15 protein-coding genes are annotated in these 16,557 nt (G+C 46.9%); 9 read left to right on the plus strand and 6 right to left on the minus strand.

Annotated elements, in window-relative coordinates:
• The first annotated feature begins 95 nt into the window (after positions 1-95).
• From FHS56_RS08510 to infB, 4 genes are all read left to right on the plus strand, one after another.
• Complete coding sequence (locus FHS56_RS08510) at positions 96-1,082, plus strand: Ppx/GppA phosphatase family protein (RefSeq protein ID WP_166919704.1); 987 nt, start codon at positions 96-98, stop codon at positions 1,080-1,082.
• Between the two features lie 101 nt (positions 1,083-1,183).
• Positions 1,184-1,660 carry a ribosome maturation factor RimP gene (locus FHS56_RS08515; protein WP_166919706.1) on the plus strand — a complete coding sequence of 159 codons (477 nt, stop codon included), beginning with the start codon at positions 1,184-1,186 and terminating at the stop codon, positions 1,658-1,660.
• 11 nt (positions 1,661-1,671) lie between these two features.
• On the plus strand, positions 1,672-2,916 hold the full coding sequence (gene nusA / locus FHS56_RS08520) for a transcription termination factor NusA (RefSeq protein WP_208409655.1): 1,245 nt from the start codon (positions 1,672-1,674) through the stop codon (positions 2,914-2,916).
• Between the two features lie 143 nt (positions 2,917-3,059).
• Positions 3,060-6,005, plus strand: coding sequence for a translation initiation factor IF-2 (gene infB / locus FHS56_RS08525; protein ID WP_166919708.1), 2,946 nt, complete (start codon positions 3,060-3,062; stop codon positions 6,003-6,005).
• A 120-nt stretch (positions 6,006-6,125) separates the two neighbouring features.
• Here infB and FHS56_RS08530 read toward each other — a convergent pair whose 3' ends face one another.
• The 4 genes from FHS56_RS08530 to FHS56_RS08545 all read right to left on the minus strand — a co-directional run bounded on the left by FHS56_RS08530 (position 6,126) and on the right by FHS56_RS08545 (position 8,815).
• Complete coding sequence (locus FHS56_RS08530; protein WP_166919710.1) at positions 6,126-6,278, minus strand: hypothetical protein; 153 nt, start codon at positions 6,276-6,278, stop codon at positions 6,126-6,128.
• A gap of 1 nt (position 6,279) precedes the next feature.
• Positions 6,280-7,095 (minus strand): ABC transporter substrate-binding protein, encoded by an 816-nt coding sequence (locus FHS56_RS08535; RefSeq protein WP_166919712.1) that lies wholly within the window; start codon positions 7,093-7,095, stop codon positions 6,280-6,282.
• A gap of 7 nt (positions 7,096-7,102) precedes the next feature.
• Complete coding sequence (locus tag FHS56_RS08540; RefSeq protein WP_166919714.1) at positions 7,103-8,179, minus strand: M42 family metallopeptidase; 1,077 nt, start codon at positions 8,177-8,179, stop codon at positions 7,103-7,105.
• A gap of 180 nt (positions 8,180-8,359) precedes the next feature.
• Entirely contained in the window at positions 8,360-8,815 is a 456-nt protein-coding gene (locus tag FHS56_RS08545) for an Hsp20/alpha crystallin family protein (RefSeq protein ID WP_166919717.1), read from the minus strand.
• A gap of 234 nt (positions 8,816-9,049) precedes the next feature.
• Between FHS56_RS08545 and hemG the strand changes: the two genes are divergently transcribed.
• Positions 9,050-10,372: a protoporphyrinogen oxidase gene (gene hemG / locus FHS56_RS08550; RefSeq protein WP_166919719.1), complete on the plus strand. Its 1,323-nt coding sequence runs from the start codon at positions 9,050-9,052 to the stop codon at positions 10,370-10,372.
• A gap of 63 nt (positions 10,373-10,435) precedes the next feature.
• Positions 10,436-11,221: a polyprenol monophosphomannose synthase gene (locus tag FHS56_RS08555; RefSeq protein WP_166919721.1), complete on the plus strand. Its 786-nt coding sequence runs from the start codon at positions 10,436-10,438 to the stop codon at positions 11,219-11,221.
• Here the strand turns inward: FHS56_RS08555 and FHS56_RS08560 are convergent.
• Positions 11,196-11,822 carry a hypothetical protein gene (locus FHS56_RS08560; RefSeq protein WP_166919723.1) on the minus strand — a complete coding sequence of 209 codons (627 nt, stop codon included), beginning with the start codon at positions 11,820-11,822 and terminating at the stop codon, positions 11,196-11,198. The two genes, FHS56_RS08555 and FHS56_RS08560, sit on opposite strands and share 26 nt — an antisense overlap.
• A 102-nt stretch (positions 11,823-11,924) precedes the next feature.
• Between FHS56_RS08560 and FHS56_RS08565 the strand changes: the two genes are divergently transcribed.
• From FHS56_RS08565 to FHS56_RS08575, 3 genes are read left to right on the plus strand one after another with little or no spacing between them, the layout of a single operon-like run.
• Positions 11,925-12,866: a bestrophin family protein gene (locus FHS56_RS08565; RefSeq protein WP_166919725.1), complete on the plus strand. Its 942-nt coding sequence runs from the start codon at positions 11,925-11,927 to the stop codon at positions 12,864-12,866.
• Positions 12,867-12,878: 12 nt separating this feature from the next.
• Positions 12,879-14,225 carry a LysM peptidoglycan-binding domain-containing protein gene (locus FHS56_RS08570; RefSeq protein ID WP_166919727.1) on the plus strand — a complete coding sequence of 449 codons (1,347 nt, stop codon included), beginning with the start codon at positions 12,879-12,881 and terminating at the stop codon, positions 14,223-14,225.
• Between the two features lie 27 nt (positions 14,226-14,252).
• Positions 14,253-15,638: a serine/threonine protein kinase gene (locus FHS56_RS08575; protein WP_166919729.1), complete on the plus strand. Its 1,386-nt coding sequence runs from the start codon at positions 14,253-14,255 to the stop codon at positions 15,636-15,638.
• Here the strand turns inward: FHS56_RS08575 and FHS56_RS08580 are convergent.
• A complete protein-coding gene (locus tag FHS56_RS08580; RefSeq protein ID WP_166919731.1) occupies positions 15,618-16,499 on the minus strand; it encodes a fructosamine kinase family protein in 882 nt (293 codons plus the stop codon). The two genes, FHS56_RS08575 and FHS56_RS08580, sit on opposite strands and share 21 nt — an antisense overlap.
• Positions 16,500-16,557: the final 58 nt, after the last annotated feature.

Below are 16,557 nucleotides of genomic sequence, written 5' to 3' on the forward strand. Positions count from 1 at the left end.
AAGGTATTAACAATAAAATAACACCCAAAAACTAACTTTAAGCAAGAAAGCAATTAAATTTGGCGTGCGTTTTGCTGGCATCTCATACACAGACAATGAAAACACAGTCTAAATATTGCAAAAACAAGCTGCAAAAGCTTTACGAATCGCCCCTAAGCGTGATGGACTTAGGGACCAATACCTTTCATCTTTTGATTGCCAAACTAAAAAACCCTCTTCCCGATTACCAGCCGTTCGAAGTCATCCATAAAGAGAAAATAGCTGTAAAGATAGGACAAAACGGCATTAGCCGGGGCATCATCAACGAGCAAGCCCAAACACGCATGTTCGAAGCGCTACGCTACTTCCGACTTAGTCTTGCCGAATACGACATAAACCCCGGCGAAGTAGAAGCCATGGCTACCAGCGCTCTGCGCAATGCAAGCAACGGCACTTGGCTGGTACAAAAAATAAAAGAAGAGTTTGGCTTAAACATACAAATCATCGACGGTGAAGAAGAAGCAGAACTTATCTACTATGGCGTAAAAGCTTACATGCCCATAGGTAGCGCCCCCGCACTCATCATGGATATAGGCGGCGGTAGTGTGGAGTTTATTATCGGTACCGACCGGGAGATATTATGGAAAAAAAGCTTTGAAATGGGTGCCCAGCGTCTTTTCGATTTGTTCATGCACCACGACCCCATTCACCCCCAGGACATCGAGCTCCTGCGCCACTACTTGGCACAGGAGCTCGAACCCCTCTTCGAAGCATGTCGCCAGTATCGCCCTGTCTATTTAATTGGCTCTTCCGGCACTTTCGACACGCTCAAAGACATAGAAGAGGCACAAACAGGCATGCCGTGTGATGAAATTACTTTTTCCCAATTTGAAAAAATCCATTGGCAACTACTCAAGAAAAACAGGCAGGAGCGCCTAAACATAGCCGGCATGTCCGAAATGCGTGTCGATATGATTGTTGTCGCTTCCATACTTCTGCACTATGTCATGCACCAAGTCGGGCTTTCTTACCTCAAAGTGTCGTTATATGCTCTAAAAGAGGGGGTTTTGTTTAAAAAATTAACTCACTTATTGACTACATAAACAGCTTTTTGTACCTTTGTGCTAAGACAGATCTCTTGTAAAGAGGGGTAGCAATACCCCTCTTTTGCTTATAGCATCGGCAAAACAAAATATAGGAAGGTATGGAGGTACAAGAATTAAAGGAGCGCATCCGGGCATGCATCATGCCCCTTATTCAAGAACCCTATTATCTGGTGGATATAGAGGTAAAGCCCTTTCGACGCAAAACGCGTGTAGCTATCTTCGTAGATACCGATACAGGCATTCAAATAGATGAGTGTGCGGAATTGAGCCGCCAAATTGGGGATTTGTTAGACCAAATCGCAGAGCTGGACGAAGGTTACACCCTGGAGGTATCGTCGCCTGGCTTAGACCGCCCGCTAAGCGGAGAACGCCAATTCCGCAAAAATATAGGGCGGCACGTATCGGTGCACCTTACCGGCAACAAACAACTGCTTGCCCGACTCGAAGCCTACACCGCTACAAGCTTGCAGCTCACCCAATTGGAGCCACACCCCACTGCCAAAGGCAAGTGGAAAGAAACCCCCATCGAGGTAAAGCTCGAAGACGTAGAAGCAATATATGTTGTTGTTGAATAAAAAGATAAGATATGATTGATAACAGAGAATTAACCGAATCGTTCATGGAGCTGGCGCGTGCCAAAGGCATTGACCGCCCCACCATGATTCGTATCATAGAAGATGTGTTTCGCACTATGATACGCAAGCAATACGGCGATGACTCTAACTTCGATGTCATCATCAACTCCGACGGCGACCTTGAAATATTCCGCTATCGTGAAATAGTGCCCGACGATTCCCCCGAACTGGCTGATGACAACACCAAAATCAGTCTTTCAGAGGCACGCAAAATAGAAGCAGACTTTGAGGTAGGCGAAGAAATTGCCGAACCCATCGACCCTCAGAACTTTGGACGGCGTGTCATCATGACCGGGCGCCAAACGCTCATTCAAAAAATAAAAGACTGGGAAAAAGAACGCATGTTCTTGAAATACAAAGACCTGGTCGGCACCATCGTTACCGGAGAAGTGTACCAAGTCTTGCGCAACCGTGACCTTATTGTCCTTGACAATGAAGACAACGAATTGCTTTTGCCTCGCAATCAGCAAATTCCCAAGGACCGTTACCGCAAGGGCGATACCATCCGTGCCATTGTAGACAAAGTAGAGCTCATCCATGGCTCGCCGAAAGTCATTTTGTCTCGGACCTCCCCCGTATTTCTCGAACGCCTCTTCGAACAGGAAGTACCCGAAGTCGCCGACGGTATCATAGCCATACGCAAGGTAGTGCGTGAACCCGGCGAACGTGCCAAAGTAGCCGTGGAATCGTTCGATGACCGCATCGACCCCGTAGGCGCTTGTGTGGGCATGCGCGGTTCTCGCATCCACGCCATCGTGCGCGAGCTAAACAACGAAAACATAGACGTCATCAACTATACCGATAACTTGGAACTGCTCATTGCCCGTGCTTTGGCACCCGCCAAGCTTTCAGCCGTCAAGCTCGAAGAAAATGGACGCGTTTCAGTTTACTTGAAATTAGACCAAGTGCCTTTGGCTATCGGTAAAAACGGACTCAACATTAAACTTGCCGGCAAGCTCATAGGCAGGGAAATAGATGTATTTCGTGAAATGGATGAAGAAGATGAGGAAGATGTGGACTTGAGAGAGTTCCAAGACGAAATAGAAGAGTGGATTATCGAGGAGTTCCGCAAGGTGGGCTTCGATACTGCCAAAAGCGTTTTGGCAGTGCCCAAAGAAGACTTGGTACGCCGCACCGACCTCGAAGAAGAAACCATCGACTACGTGCTGGACATATTGCGTAAAGAATTCGAGTAAAATAGACTTAGGACCTCTTCGTGCTTGCCTCACATTTTCAGAAGTGAAGAGGTCCTGCGTTTTTAATACCAAATTAAATTGTGTAAATTTGCGTTGATTCCTGCAACAGGGTCACTGTAAATAAAATCATTAAGGAACAGTATATGAGGCTTAGTCAGGCTGCAAGAAAACTCAACACCGCAACTACTACCATCGTGGAATTTCTCAAAGAGAAGGGCCACGAAGTGGAAAATAATCCCAATGCAAAAATTACCGATGAGCAATTTCAGTTGTTGGTAAAAGAATTTCAAGACGCTGCGCTTGAAAAACAAGAAGCCTCAACCAAAACCATTCGTCATATAGACAAAACCGTGGTCATCAAATCCGATGACCAAACAGGCAAAGCTACCATAGACGAAGAAGAGGAGGAGGAAGAAGAGCTAATCGTCAAGAGCAGCGAGCCGAAGGTTACCCCTCCAAGCTCTAAGCCCCAAGCTAAAAAAGACAAGCCACAAGAGCAGAAAGAAAACATAGAGGATAAAGAAGCCAAAGCAGATGCTTCGACCGAAGAAGCTATTGAGCGCCCCAAAGTAGGCTTGAAGGTGCTGGGCAAAATAGACTTGGATGCTATAGAGAAGAAATCTTCCAAAAAAGAAAAAGGCAAGCAAAAAAGCAGCGCAAAGAAAGAAGAAGTCAAAAAGCAAAAAGAAAGCACCCCTGTTGCAGACGTAAAAGCCAACCCTGTTCCTTCGGCTGAAAAACAAACACAAGAGACTGCCTCTTCTGCTAAAAAAGAAAAAGAGGAAGCAACGCCTAAAAAAGAGGAACCCCAAAAGCAAGCTAAACAAGAGCAGCAGCCCATTGTAGAAAAACAGATGGAGAAAGAACAAATAACAGTTCAACCTAAGCAAGAGGAAGAGCCCATTGCCCAAGAAAACAAAGAGGCAACCGATACCGAACAAGAAAATGTCATCCGCGGCAAAGCAGAAAAACTTGAAGGCTTGAAAGTATTGGGAAAAATAGAACTACCCGACACAAGCAAAAAGAAGAAAGCCAAGCCCATTGCCTCTTCCGACGAGAAAAAGCGCAGTCGAGTACGTATTAAGAAAAACAAAAAAGACAGCGACAACAATAAAAAAACAGACAACCTCCAGGCAAAAGACAATCGAAATCAAGACCGTAAATCGCATCGCAACAAGAAAAAAGCCGTAGAGAAGAAGGAAATCAGCAGCAAGGAGGTAAAAGAACAACTCAAAGCCACCTTAGCTAAGATAAGTGGTGCTGGGAAGAAAAAAACCATACGTAAGCGCAAAGAAAAAGTAGAGATAGAAGGGCAAGACGTAGAAAAGAATGTATTGCAAGTAACCGAATTCATTTCTACTGCTGAGCTTGCCAACTTGATGGATGTGCCCGTCAATGAAGTAATCACCAAATGCATACAGTCGGGTATCTTCGTATCTATCAACCAGCGCCTCGAGGCAGATATCATCGAACTCATAGCTGCCGAATATGGCTATGATGTGGAGTTTATCAGTGCAGAAGAAGAAATAGCAGTAGAAATAGAAGAAGAAGAGGACAACCCAGAAGATTTGGTGCCACGCCCGCCGGTAGTTACCGTCATGGGGCACGTGGACCACGGGAAAACCTCTTTGCTCGACTATATACGAAACACCAACGTGACGGCAAAAGAAGCCGGTGGTATCACCCAGCACATTGGTGCTTACAGTGTAACCACCGCCGATGGTAAAAAAATTACTTTCCTTGACACGCCCGGTCACGAAGCCTTTACTGCTATGCGTGCTCGTGGTGCAAAAGTAACCGACGTTGCCATCATCGTGGTAGCTGCCGACGATAGCGTGATGCCTCAAACCATCGAAGCCATCAACCACGCACAGGCTGCCGGCGTGCCTATTGTCATTGCCATCAACAAAATAGACAAACCCACCGCCAACCCCGACAGAATAAAAGAGCAGTTGGCTAAAATCAATATTCTGGTTGAAGAATGGGGCGGTCCTTATCAGTGTCAGCATGTATCTGCCAAAACAGGCGAAGGCATTGACGAACTGCTCGAAAAAGTATTGCTTGAAGCAGAATTGCTAGAACTGAAAGCCAACCCCAAACGCAAAGCTTCCGGAACTGTCATCGAAGCAGCCCTTGACAAAGGCAAAGGCTACGTGGCTACCCTCTTGGTTCAAAACGGCACCTTGCATGTGGGCGACATCGTGCTGGCGGGCACTCACTATGGGCGCGTGAAAGCGATGACCGACCACACCGGCAAAAGACTCAAAGAAGCAGGTCCTTCCACCCCCGTTCAGGTTTTAGGCTTGAACGGAGCGCCCCAAGCCGGCGATAAGTTCAATGTGATGGAAAGCGACAAAGAAGCGCGCGAAATAGCCAACAAGCGCGAGCAAATTTTGCGTGAGCAACGCATTCGTGCAAGCGAACGCATCTCGCTCGAAACCCTGAGCCGCCGCCGCGCCTTGGGCGACTACAAGCAGCTGAACCTTATCGTGAAAGGCGACGTGGACGGTTCGGTAGAAGCCTTGAGCGATGCCCTGCTGAAACTGTCCAAACCCGATGAAATAGAAGTGCGTATCGTACACCGGGGGGTAGGACAAATCACAGAATCGGATGTAAACCTTGCTGCCGTATCCGATGCCATCATCATCGGCTTCCAAGTGCGTCCTTCAGCCAATGCCAAAAAACTGGCAGAGCAAGAGCATGTGGAAATACGCCTCTACTCTGTGATTTATGACGTCATCAATGAGGTGAAAGACGCAATGGAAGGCATGTTGGCACCTACCGTAGAAGAAGTGATTGTGGGCAACGCCGAAGTGCGCGAAGTATTCCACATCTCGAAAGTAGGCACCGTAGCCGGCTGTTACGTAACTGATGGTTATATCAAACGGAACCTGCCAATTCGCGTAGTGCGCCAAGGTACTGTTATCCACAGCGGCGAGCTGGCAAGCTTGAAACGATTCAAAGACGACGTATCGGAAGTAAAAGCCGGCTTTGAATGTGGCTTGGCAATAAAGAGCTTCAACGATATACAAGTAGGCGACATCATTGAGGTATTCGAACGCCGCGAGGTAAAACGAACCTTAGAATAGTCCAACCAAGCTATCATACACAAAAGTGGGGTACACAAGCCCCACTTTTTTTATTCCGCTAAGTCCCTGAGCAAGTCGCTTTAACGTATCCATAAAAAAAGAAGCACCCATATTCTTCACTCAATACCCACTCCAGCGAAGCGAATACCATGCAATCCGGGGAGCAGCATGCCATTGCCAAGAGGCATCGCTTTGGACAAAAGCAGCCACTAAAGCTACACGCTGCCAAGCTGTTGTAACATCCACCTCTACTGAGAACTGCAACTGTGCCATACTAATAAGAGGTGCAACTAGCAAGCATGCGCTCCAGCAAGCATTCAAAATATGCTGGTGCTTGCAACATGCGACTGCCATACCAAGAAAACATCTCACCATCCACTACCAGTGCTTTTGCCTTTGGATAAAGCTGCTGTATTTCTTCTATGTGTTTTTCCTTGAAAGGATAAGGCTCAGAAGAAAGAAAAACCCATGCTGGCGCTGTATGCACAGGAAACTCCACAAGCGGGTAGCGCTCTTGTGTACATATATTTTCGAAACCTAAAAAACGCAACACTTCATCGATAAAAGTAGATTTGCCGGCAGCCATATAGGGCTTTCGCCAAATCAAGTAAAGTACCTTTCGGAAAGGAAGAGCTGCAGCCATATTACGCACCGTCTGCCAGCGCCCGGTGATAGCCTTTTGTAGGCTTTCTGCTTCTTCTTGTTTGTTTACCAAGCAGCCCAGTCTGCCTATCATGTCCAAAGCGTCGTTTATGCTTCGAATGTCGCTCATCCACACAGGGTAACGCTGCGAAAGGGCTTCTATCATGCTTTTTTCATTTTCTTCCTTGTTGCCTACGATTAAATCGGGGTTCAGGCGCTCAACCACCTCCATACGCAGCTGCTTGGTGCCCCCTACTTTAGGCTTGGAACGATACCAGCGTTCCGGATGAACACAAAACTTGGTTATCCCTACCACTTCTTGCTCTAAGCCAAGATGAGCTAAAAGCTCTGTTTGTGAAGGCACTAAAGAAATAATGCGCCGAGGCGATAGAGGCACCTCGACGCACCGCCCCATTTGGTCTATGACAATGTGGGTCGTTGATTTCATGCTTTGTTTATGAGAAATAACGGAAGTCTTGCCCCGCTTTCAAATGCAAAATGCTATGATACATCAATTGAATGATATGCTCCACGTCTTCTTTATGCACCATTTCCACCGTCGTGTGCATATACTTCAAAGGAAGTGAAATCAAAGCAGAAGGCACTCCCCCGTTCGAATAGGCAAAAGAGTCGGTGTCGGTACCTGTGGAGCGCGATACTGCGGCTCGTTGATAGGGAATTCCTTCTTTCTCTGCCACCTCCATAATAAAACGGAGTAAGTTGTTCTGCACAGCAGGACCGAAGGTCAACACCGGTCCTTTGCCTGCCTTAAAATCACCGTCTTGTATTTTATTGTATAAAGGCGCTTGGGTATCATGACACACATCGGTAATGATGGCTACGTTGGGTTTGATGCTGTCTGCCATCATTTGAGCGCCCCGCAAGCCTATTTCCTCCTGCACACTGTTGACTACATACAATCCAAACGATGGTTTTTTACCATTTTCATGTAGTCGTCGCACCACCTCGGCAATCATAAAGCCTCCTATACGGTTGTCGAGGGCACGCCCTACCCAGTAGCGCCCGTTCAACTCCATGAGCTCGTCGGCGAAAGTAACCACACAGCCTACATCCACGCCCATATCCAACACTTCTTGCTTCGACTCAGCCCCCACATCAATATAAATATTTTTGATTTCGGGCTTGGGGTCTCGCTCTTTGTCGCCATGACGCACATGAATGGCAGGCCAACCAAAAACCCCTTTCACAATCCCTTTGGGGGTGTGTATGTTCACGCGCTTAGAAGGCGCAATGACAGGGTCGGAGCCTCCGTTGCGAATCACATAGATATAACCGTTGTCATCAATATAGTTGACAAACCAAGAAATTTCGTCAGCATGAGCTTCAATTACTACTTTGTAGTCTGCTTCGGGGTTCACAATACCCACCACCGAACCATAGTTATCCACACGGTAGTCGTCGATATAGGGTTTGATGTAGTCGAGCCATATTTTTTGCCCTTCGGCTTCGAAGCCTGTCGGCGAAGCATTGTTCAAGTATTTTTCCAAAAACGTGCGGCTTTTGACATCCATAGAACAGTGTTTTTTTTTATTTGTACGGCAAAATTTACTCAAAAATAAACTTTTCTTTTTGAATCGAAGAGAGCAAGCAAAAACAATCCGAATCAAAGGTTGCATTAGAGCAAGACACACAAAAAAAGGGCGGAGGATAAGACTGCCTCGCGCCCTTTTAAGTATCTTCCGGAAGCTACCTTATTTTACTTCAATCAAACGGGTAGGTTTCTTCTTGGCTTCTTCGCGCTTAGGTACGCTTACATGCAAGATACCGTCTTTATACTTAGCTTCGATTTTTTCGGTATTCACGGTATCAGGCAACACAAACGAGCGTCTGAAAGATTGATAGCTGAACTCGCGGCGTACATAGTTGCCTTTTTCGTCTTTCTCTTCGTTTTTCACTTCTTTTTCCGAAGAGATGGTCAATACGCCGTCTTCTACTTCAATTTTGAAGTCTTTTTTGTCCATACCGGGAGCCGCTACTTCCAATTCGAAGCTCTCCTCAGTTTCTTTTACGTTTACAGCCGGCACAGTGAAGCTGCGCATCGGCATTACATCACGACCAAAGAACCATTCGTCGTTGAAAAAGTTTTCCAGCATGTTGGTCAGGCTGGGGAACAGTCCGGTGTTTTCGTTTCTTTTTACCAGTGCCATAGTCTCATCCTCCTTTTTTAGGGTTTTACATTTGTTTTTGTTGTTCACCCTTCTATTATTCAACTCTTGTGCCAGTGGGAAGAATAAGTCATTTTGTCAGTATTTTCAATAGAAAATCCTCAAAAAAAAGACAAATTGTCATATATTGCTTCAAAGTTGTGCCATCTTTGCAGAGGTTGTTTATAGCACCCTAAGTTTTCGTAAATTTGCACGCTCATAAACCAAAAGACATCTATGGTAGTAATTATTGGAGGTGGTATTAGTGGTCTAAGTCTTGCCTACTATCTGCGTAAACAAGGTGTACCCTTCAAGTTGATAGAAAAAAGTAAACAGACTGGCGGCTACATACGCTCCATTCGCCAAAAAGAGTACTTGTTTGAGGAGGGACCCAACTCCCTACTGGTAGATGCAGAGGTGCAAAGCTTGCTTGATGAGCTTCAACTAAGCAGCGAGATAGTAGAAGCCCATGCTGTGAGTAAAAAAAGATACATTTTGCGCCAAGGGGAGTATAGAGCCTTACCTGCCTCTCCCCTATCGCTGCTTGCCAACGGCTTTTTTTCATGGAAAGCCAAACTCGATATTTTTCGTGAGCTGTCGCGTCCGGCAGCTCCCCAAACCGGCGAAAGTGTCGCTGCTTTCTTTGAGCGCCGTTTTGGGAAAGAAGTCGTAGATTATGCCGTTACGCCCTTTGTTTCGGGCATTTATGCCGGTGACCCTTACCGTTTGCGTATCGATAAAGTATTTCCTCAGATGGTAGAGTATGAGCAAAACTATGGCTCGGTACTCAAGGGGTTCATAAAAAACAAAGGAGGTGCCCGACGGCGGAGCTTATCGTTTCGCAATGGCATGCAAACCCTGCCGGAACGCCTGACACAAGTCATAAAGGAAGATTTGCTATTGGGGGTGAGCGTAAAGCGCATAGAAAAACAAGAGGGGGCATGGGTCGTGTATCTCGACCAAGGCGAACCCATACGCGCCTCGCAAATAGTGCTGTCGGTAGGGGCTCATGAAGCCGCCCAATTGCTGCCTGCGCAATACGAAGCGGCAAAAGAGGCATGGCAACAGGTCTATTATCCCCCTTTGGCTGTGGTGCACAGTGTGTATTACAAACCTCAATTCAAACAAAAGCCCGAGGGATTCGGGGCATTGCACCCGGCAGTAGAAAACAGCTTCAGCTTGGGAAGCATATGGAGTAGTAGCATTTTTCCTGAACGCTGCAAAGACAACGAGGTACTTATCACCACTTTTGTGGGCGGAGCCCTTCAAGCCAATAAAGTACAGTATGACGACCGGCGCATCATGCACGAAATAAACCTGGAACTCAAGCAGCTGCTGCACATACAGGGCGTTCCAGTGCTGCAACGCATCAGTCGCTGGGAAAAAGCCATTCCGCAATATCACGATTATATGGACGCCGTAGAGGCTCACGCAAAACAGCTCCAAGCCGAAGGCATCCACGTACATGCAAACTGGATAGGCGGAGTATCCATGCCTGACTGTATCAAGAAAGGGAAGCGTCTTGCCGAAGCGCTGGCACAAAAAATCAAAGTGTCTTAATGACGAAAAAGCACAAAATCACACCAAAATGCTTATTATTCGGTTATTGTAAAATAAAACATCATGAACGATACATCTGCTGCTGAAGGTATCGTAGTTGTGCCCACATACAACGAAATAGAAAACATAGAGCCACTCATTCGCAGCGTCATGGGCTTGGCGGTGCCCCTCGACTTACTCATTGTCGATGACCACTCGCCCGATGGCACTGCCGCACGTGTGCGTGCCCTGCAAGAGGAATTCCCTGGGCGGCTTCATCTCATCGAGCGCCCCGGAAAAATGGGCTTGGGGACTGCCTATATTACCGGCTTCCGCTATGCCTTGGCACGCCACTATAAGTATATTTTCGAAATGGATGCCGACTTTTCGCACAACCCTCAGGACCTGCTACGTTTATATGCAGCCTGTGCCCAAGAAGGCTACGATGTAGCCATTGGCTCGCGCTACATTACGGGTGTTAATGTAGTGAATTGGCCCATGAAACGTGTTTTGCTTTCTTATTTTGCCAGTCAATACGTGCGCTTCATCACCGGCATGCCCGTAAAAGATGCCACGGCAGGCTTTAAATGCTATCGTCGCGAGGTACTGGAAACCATCGATTTGGACAGCATCGCTTTTGTAGGTTATGCCTTTCAGATAGCCATCAAATTCCAAGCATGGAAATATGGCTTTAAACTGAAAGAGGTGCCCATTGTATTTACCGAACGCACACATGGGCAGTCCAAAATGAGCTTTCGCATATTTAAAGAAGCCTTTTGGGGTGTTATCAAGCTCAAAGTCGAAAGTTTATTTAAAAGCTACCGCCGTCCTATGCCACAAGAGCTCAAAACCACACCCCAAAACGGATGACCAAAGGGCTGGCGTAAATCGTACGATTGCTGTCGTAGTTTACATTGTAAAGCAACATCAAGTTGAAACTGCCTACTTCTCCCATCGCTTGACGGTACCCACCGCCTATGAGAGGGCTCACCAACCAATCGCGGGCAGTTTCGCCTGTAGCCACGTCATACAATTCGGCATTGAGGGCTTCTACTTCCCCCCATGCAAATACGTTGGGATGCAGGAGGTACTGCAAGAAGGAACGCCCTCCGTAGATGCTGGTGCTAAAAGTGCCGTTGCTGTATTTTCGGCTGAAGTAAGAATACTGCACTCCGATGCCGGGCATCAAACGTTCGGTTGCACGATACATAACACTGGGCGCTACGTCTATGTTGGTAATTGTACCGAAAGTCATGCCGAGACTTCCGCCAAAAAGCAAACGTCTGCCCTCTACTTTTTGCTTTGCCTTGTTGTCTTTTTTTGGCGGCTGCGCTTGTTCCTGTACTGGCTTTTGTAAGCTTTCTCGTGGCGTCTCGGAAGGTTGTTCAGTCGGGTCTTTGTACTGGGCAAAACTTTTTACAGTACCGCAAAGCAGATAAAACACAAACAAAAAGCCCATGAGTCGATGCATAGGGATTGTTCATTTTGGCGAAGGTCTAAAATAAAAAAAAATCTTGCTGCCTGAACAGTCCTCCCTAAACAGTTTTTTATCTTTGTTTAAAACTGCTTGGCAATGATTATCTACAACACCAAAGACTGGCGAAAGATATTTTTGAGTGCTTTTGGTTTTGGCAGTGCTTACAATGCGAAAGAATTATTTCAGATTCAGGCATTCATTTTAGCCTACTGTCTGCTTGTCGTCTATCTTAGGCACTATCACTATCCACCAGAACGGCTCAGTATTCAATTAGACCCCACCTTCCTATCATTGGTAGGGGTTATTTTAGGTCTTTCGCTGGTGTTTCGTGTCAATTCTTCTTATGAGCGCTGGTGGGAAGGACGCAAACAATGGGGCGCGCTGGTCAATCACAGCCGCACGCTGGCAGCCTACTTCCATGCCGTATTGCCCGAACGCTACCAGACCAATCGGCACTATGTGGCTGCTCATATTGCCAATTTTGCTTATGCCTTGAAAGGTCATCTGCGTGCAAAAATAAACTGGGAAATCTTCGACTATCCAAATGAGAAGGAAAAAAAAGACATGCAACAAGCCGGACACCCGCCGTATCAAGTAGCCAGCTATCTTTTCAAAAAGACAGAAGAGTTGTTTCGTTCGGGACTCTTGTGCGAAGCAGACAAAATCAACATAAAACAGCAGATTCAAGCAATGATAGACGTCTTGGGCGCTTGTGAACGTATAAAAAACACACCCATTCCCTTTTCACATACTTCTTTTATCAAAACATTTATTATCTTCTATGCATTCTTTCTACCCATAGGCTTGGTCGATAAATTTGGCTGGTACACAGTACCCGCCGTATTTCTTATCAGCTATGCTCTGGCAGGCGTAGAAGTCATATCAGAAGAAATAGAACAGCCTTTTGGTACTGATGCCAACGACCTGCCTTTGCGTCATCTGTCGAACGTGATTAAACAAAACACCTACGACCTATTGCAGGTGTCTTCACAAACAAGCCTTCCTGTAGCAATTATTCGCGATGGTGTGCTTATTTAACCTTTTGATGCTATGATACAGCTAATGGAGCAATTTTTTCCACAATACAGAATAGAAAGCTTTCTTAAAGAAGACGCCTATTTTGTGTATCATTTGGCGCGGCATAGCAGCGGGCGCTTAGCCGTCATTCAAAGCATAGCCCCTGACTATCAGGGCAAAAGTTCCGTAATAGAGCGCATCAAGCAGTATGCCGGCACTGTCAATGAACTTCAACACCCCATGTTGCCGCTTCTCTACGACTTCTTGATTACAGATAACAACGCCTTCTTGATTTGGGAACACCTCGATGGCACGAATATAGACCAATACATGCAACAACAAAGCAAGGCGTTGTCGGAGCGCAAAGCCCAGCGGCTGGTACTTTCGCTCATCAGTGTGCTGGAATTTCTGATACAAAAAGGAGAGGCACCCCCACGCTTAGATACCGAAATGATATGGATTACCTCCGATGAACGAATCAAACTGCGGGGTATCATCGACGAATCCACACCCAAAGGGCTTTGCTACCATCCCAGCAGAGAGCAGCTACATGCTCCGCAAGACTACGTGCAGGCAGTAGGCTTGGTATGGTACCATCTCATCACTGGCAAACACCCGCGCAGCTTGGGCGAAGAGCATATACTCAAGGGTACATTGCCCCCTGCAGCCAATTTCTACCCCGGTGTATTTGAGCATGTAGAGCACTGCTTAGCCAAAGCTATCCACCCCAACCCTGCCAAACGCTACCCCAACCTGCAGGAACTGCAAAAAGCCATCTTAGCTGCCCGTATTCAAACACTTACTCCCGAGCAGTACAGTTTCGTGGAGCTGAATGCACCGCTTGTGTTGCTTGTGTTTATGACCATACTCACGGCTTTTATTTTGTGGCGGGGCAGCCGGCGCGATATCTTGAGCGCTACAAGGGTAGCCTATTACCCTCACGATATCTCGGCTTGGCAGGAGTTCGAAAAACGAAAAGCTTTTGTTAAAGCCGAAAAAGAGAGTGCCGAAAGCTTGTTCCTGTCGACCCAGGAAGAAGAAGAGCAGATAGCACGTGATTACCTGCACAAAGTGAGCCCCGGCGAAACGCTTACCGAGATAGCCGAGCGTTACAATATGACACCTGAACACCTGCTGCGCATCAACAACCTGGCATCGGCAGATAACATACAAGCCGGCGTAGGCTTAAAGGTGAAGGTACGTGCCATCCATAAAATCAACGTCAACGAAAGCCCCCATTCTATTGCCCAAAAATATGGTATCAGCCTTGAAGAACTGCTCAAAGCCAACGGGCTATCTGATATAGATACGAGCAACAAAAAAGTGTTGGAGAAAGAATTTTACCCCGGTAGGGAACTTATTATCCCCATCAGTCAATAATTGCCTATGGACACGCAAACACAATTCTTGAACTATACAGTCACAGAGGTGCTGGAAGAGGAGCGCACATGGAGTATCTACCGTGCCCATCATCGCTATCTCAACCGTAAAGTGCAAGTGGTGGTAGTACAGTCGCCGAACAAGGAGGTAAGCAATCGTTTAAAAGAAGTTGCTGCCCGCTTGTTTAAACTACAACACCCCTATATTGCCACCCTTTTAGATTTTGTGGAGATAGGCAATATTCTCTATTTCATTTACCAAGACGTAGAGGGACAACCTTTGGCTTCTCTACTCAAAAGCAAAGTATTCAGTCTGCAGGAGGTGCAAACCATAGTGCTGCAATTGCTGCATGCCCTCTCCCACGCTCATCAACTGGGCTTAGTGCATGGTGCCCTTTCGCCAGAGTACATTTTACTGGACCGCTGGGGCAACATCAAAATACTGCATTTTGGCTATATAGCCCGGTTGCTTCAAGCTGGCGAAGCCCGACACCCTGAAATTTATGCCTACGTGGCGCCAGAGCTTGTGCAGCACAACGTAGCAGACAAACGCAGCGACATCTATTCCTTAGGTGCAATCCTCTACCACCTGCTTACAAGCAAAGCACCAGTAGATGAAGAGCGCCTCGATATTTTGAAATTGCGACAAACGCTTCCGCCACCTTCGAGCGTATCGGCACGCGTGCCCGGCTTTTTCGATGCCATTGTGCAAAAATGCATGGCAGAAAACCCAGCACTGCGCTACTCGGGCGTTGAAGAGCTGGAAGACGAGCTGATAAAGGAATGGAATCTGTGGTTACGTGCCGAAAGTAACGACGAAGAAAGCCACAGCAAAAGCCTACTGATAGGTTTTTGGACACTGGTAGCCTTGGCTGTCGCCGCTTCGGCTTGGGTCATTGTACAAGAACTGTTTTTCGGCGAGATAAGCCGCCCCTTAGAAGAAGCTACCCTGCAGGAAAGAAATGAAGTAAAAGCAGTTGACGAAGGCAATGCCGACACAAAAGAAATCGGCGACCAAACAGAAAAGCCCATAACAGCTGCCAAAGAAGAGGAATTGCAGTTGACTGATAAAATAGAAGAGGAGTTTGGCAAAGAAAGCAACACCACGTTGCTCAATGCAACGCAATTACAAGCTCATTTATTGGTAGATAACCTTGTCATTAGCAGGCAGGGGGGCTTGGTGGAACACAAAATAAAGGCAGTCAACCTCAACACCCTGCAGGCACTTAGCGATATAGAAGTAGAAGTACGTTACCTCGACAACACGGGCGAAGTCATCGATGCAGTAAAAGTTGTATTTGAAGAACTCCCACCCGGTGGCAAAGCCGAGCAGCTCATCAGTAGAGAACTTCCGCAAGAGGCTAAGGTTGAAGTGCGAGCAGTGAAAGCCATATTACATGCCAAAGGGTTCTAATATGCGCGAAATAGCCGGCAGATACGCCTCGCCAAACAAAATGAGGTGTACTAACAGAGGATACAGATTCCAGATGGGCACCCGTTCTTCAAAACCAGCCTGCCATGGGTAGGCATGGCGATACGCTGCCCAAAAGGTGGCATCGAAGCCTCCGAAAAGCTGCATCATAGCCAAGTCAATCTCGCGGCAGCCATAATAAACGGCGGGGTCAATCAATACCGCCCGATTTTGATGGTCAGCCATCACATTGCCGCTCCATAAGTCGCCATGTAGCAAAACAGGCGGCTCATCGGGCAACAAGGCAGGCAATCGTTTTGCCAACTGTGCGGCTGCCTGCTCGTGCTTGCGTTGCAGGCGCCCCATTGCCCTCGCTTTTTCTATAAGCGGCAGCAAGCGCCGCTCAAAAAAGAAAATGGCGAGCTCTTGACATGGGGTATTGTCTTGTTGCAGCTCGCCTATGTAATTGTTGTAATGCAGCCCAAAGTAAGGTCCCCGGTTGCGATGCAATGCTACCAGCTGTGCCGCTAAGTCTTCCGAAAAAACACGCGCCTGTTTGCTTCCCTGCTCTATGGCGTCCAACAACAGAAAAGCTACCCCTTCGTGCTCTCCCCAGCCATACACATGCGGTGTCCTAACTTTGCCTTGAAGCAAAGCCAAATTACGCGCTTCTATCTCAAAAAAATGAGCAGGGAAACGCCCATTCCATTTGATAAAAAAAGTTTTCTCTTTGCAACGAATCAGTGCTGCCTCATTGATACATCCGCCATGCAGGCGCTCCACACTTACAAGCTGCATACGCTTGGCTGTAACCTTCTCCACGGCAGCACAGAAAAATGCTTTTTCTTGATGTTGATTTTCCAAAATCATCCTCCTGTTTTTGAGAAAAAAATAAAAATTATTTTAAATTGATTCAGCTTTT

Source organism: Thermonema lapsum (assembly GCF_011761635.1).
GTDB lineage: Bacteria > Bacteroidota > Bacteroidia > Cytophagales > Thermonemataceae > Thermonema > Thermonema lapsum.

Bases quoted from the DNA above. Each gene is read 5' to 3' on its own strand.
- FHS56_RS08510 (WP_166919704.1), top strand. From the start codon at position 96: ATGAAAACACAGTCTAAATATTGCAAAAACAAGCTGCAAAAGCTTTAC.
- FHS56_RS08515 (WP_166919706.1), top strand. From the start codon at position 1,184: ATGGAGGTACAAGAATTAAAGGAGCGCATCCGGGCATGCATCATGCCC.
- nusA (WP_208409655.1), top strand. From the start codon at position 1,672: ATGATTGATAACAGAGAATTAACCGAATCGTTCATGGAGCTGGCGCGT.
- infB (WP_166919708.1), top strand. From the start codon at position 3,060: ATGAGGCTTAGTCAGGCTGCAAGAAAACTCAACACCGCAACTACTACC.
- FHS56_RS08530 (WP_166919710.1), bottom strand. From the start codon at position 6,278: ATGGCACAGTTGCAGTTCTCAGTAGAGGTGGATGTTACAACAGCTTGG.
- FHS56_RS08535 (WP_166919712.1), bottom strand. From the start codon at position 7,095: ATGAAATCAACGACCCACATTGTCATAGACCAAATGGGGCGGTGCGTC.
- FHS56_RS08540 (WP_166919714.1), bottom strand. From the start codon at position 8,179: ATGGATGTCAAAAGCCGCACGTTTTTGGAAAAATACTTGAACAATGCT.
- FHS56_RS08545 (WP_166919717.1), bottom strand. From the start codon at position 8,815: ATGGCACTGGTAAAAAGAAACGAAAACACCGGACTGTTCCCCAGCCTG.
- hemG (WP_166919719.1), top strand. From the start codon at position 9,050: ATGGTAGTAATTATTGGAGGTGGTATTAGTGGTCTAAGTCTTGCCTAC.
- FHS56_RS08555 (WP_166919721.1), top strand. From the start codon at position 10,436: ATGAACGATACATCTGCTGCTGAAGGTATCGTAGTTGTGCCCACATAC.
- FHS56_RS08560 (WP_166919723.1), bottom strand. From the start codon at position 11,822: ATGCATCGACTCATGGGCTTTTTGTTTGTGTTTTATCTGCTTTGCGGT.
- FHS56_RS08565 (WP_166919725.1), top strand. From the start codon at position 11,925: ATGATTATCTACAACACCAAAGACTGGCGAAAGATATTTTTGAGTGCT.
- FHS56_RS08570 (WP_166919727.1), top strand. From the start codon at position 12,879: ATGATACAGCTAATGGAGCAATTTTTTCCACAATACAGAATAGAAAGC.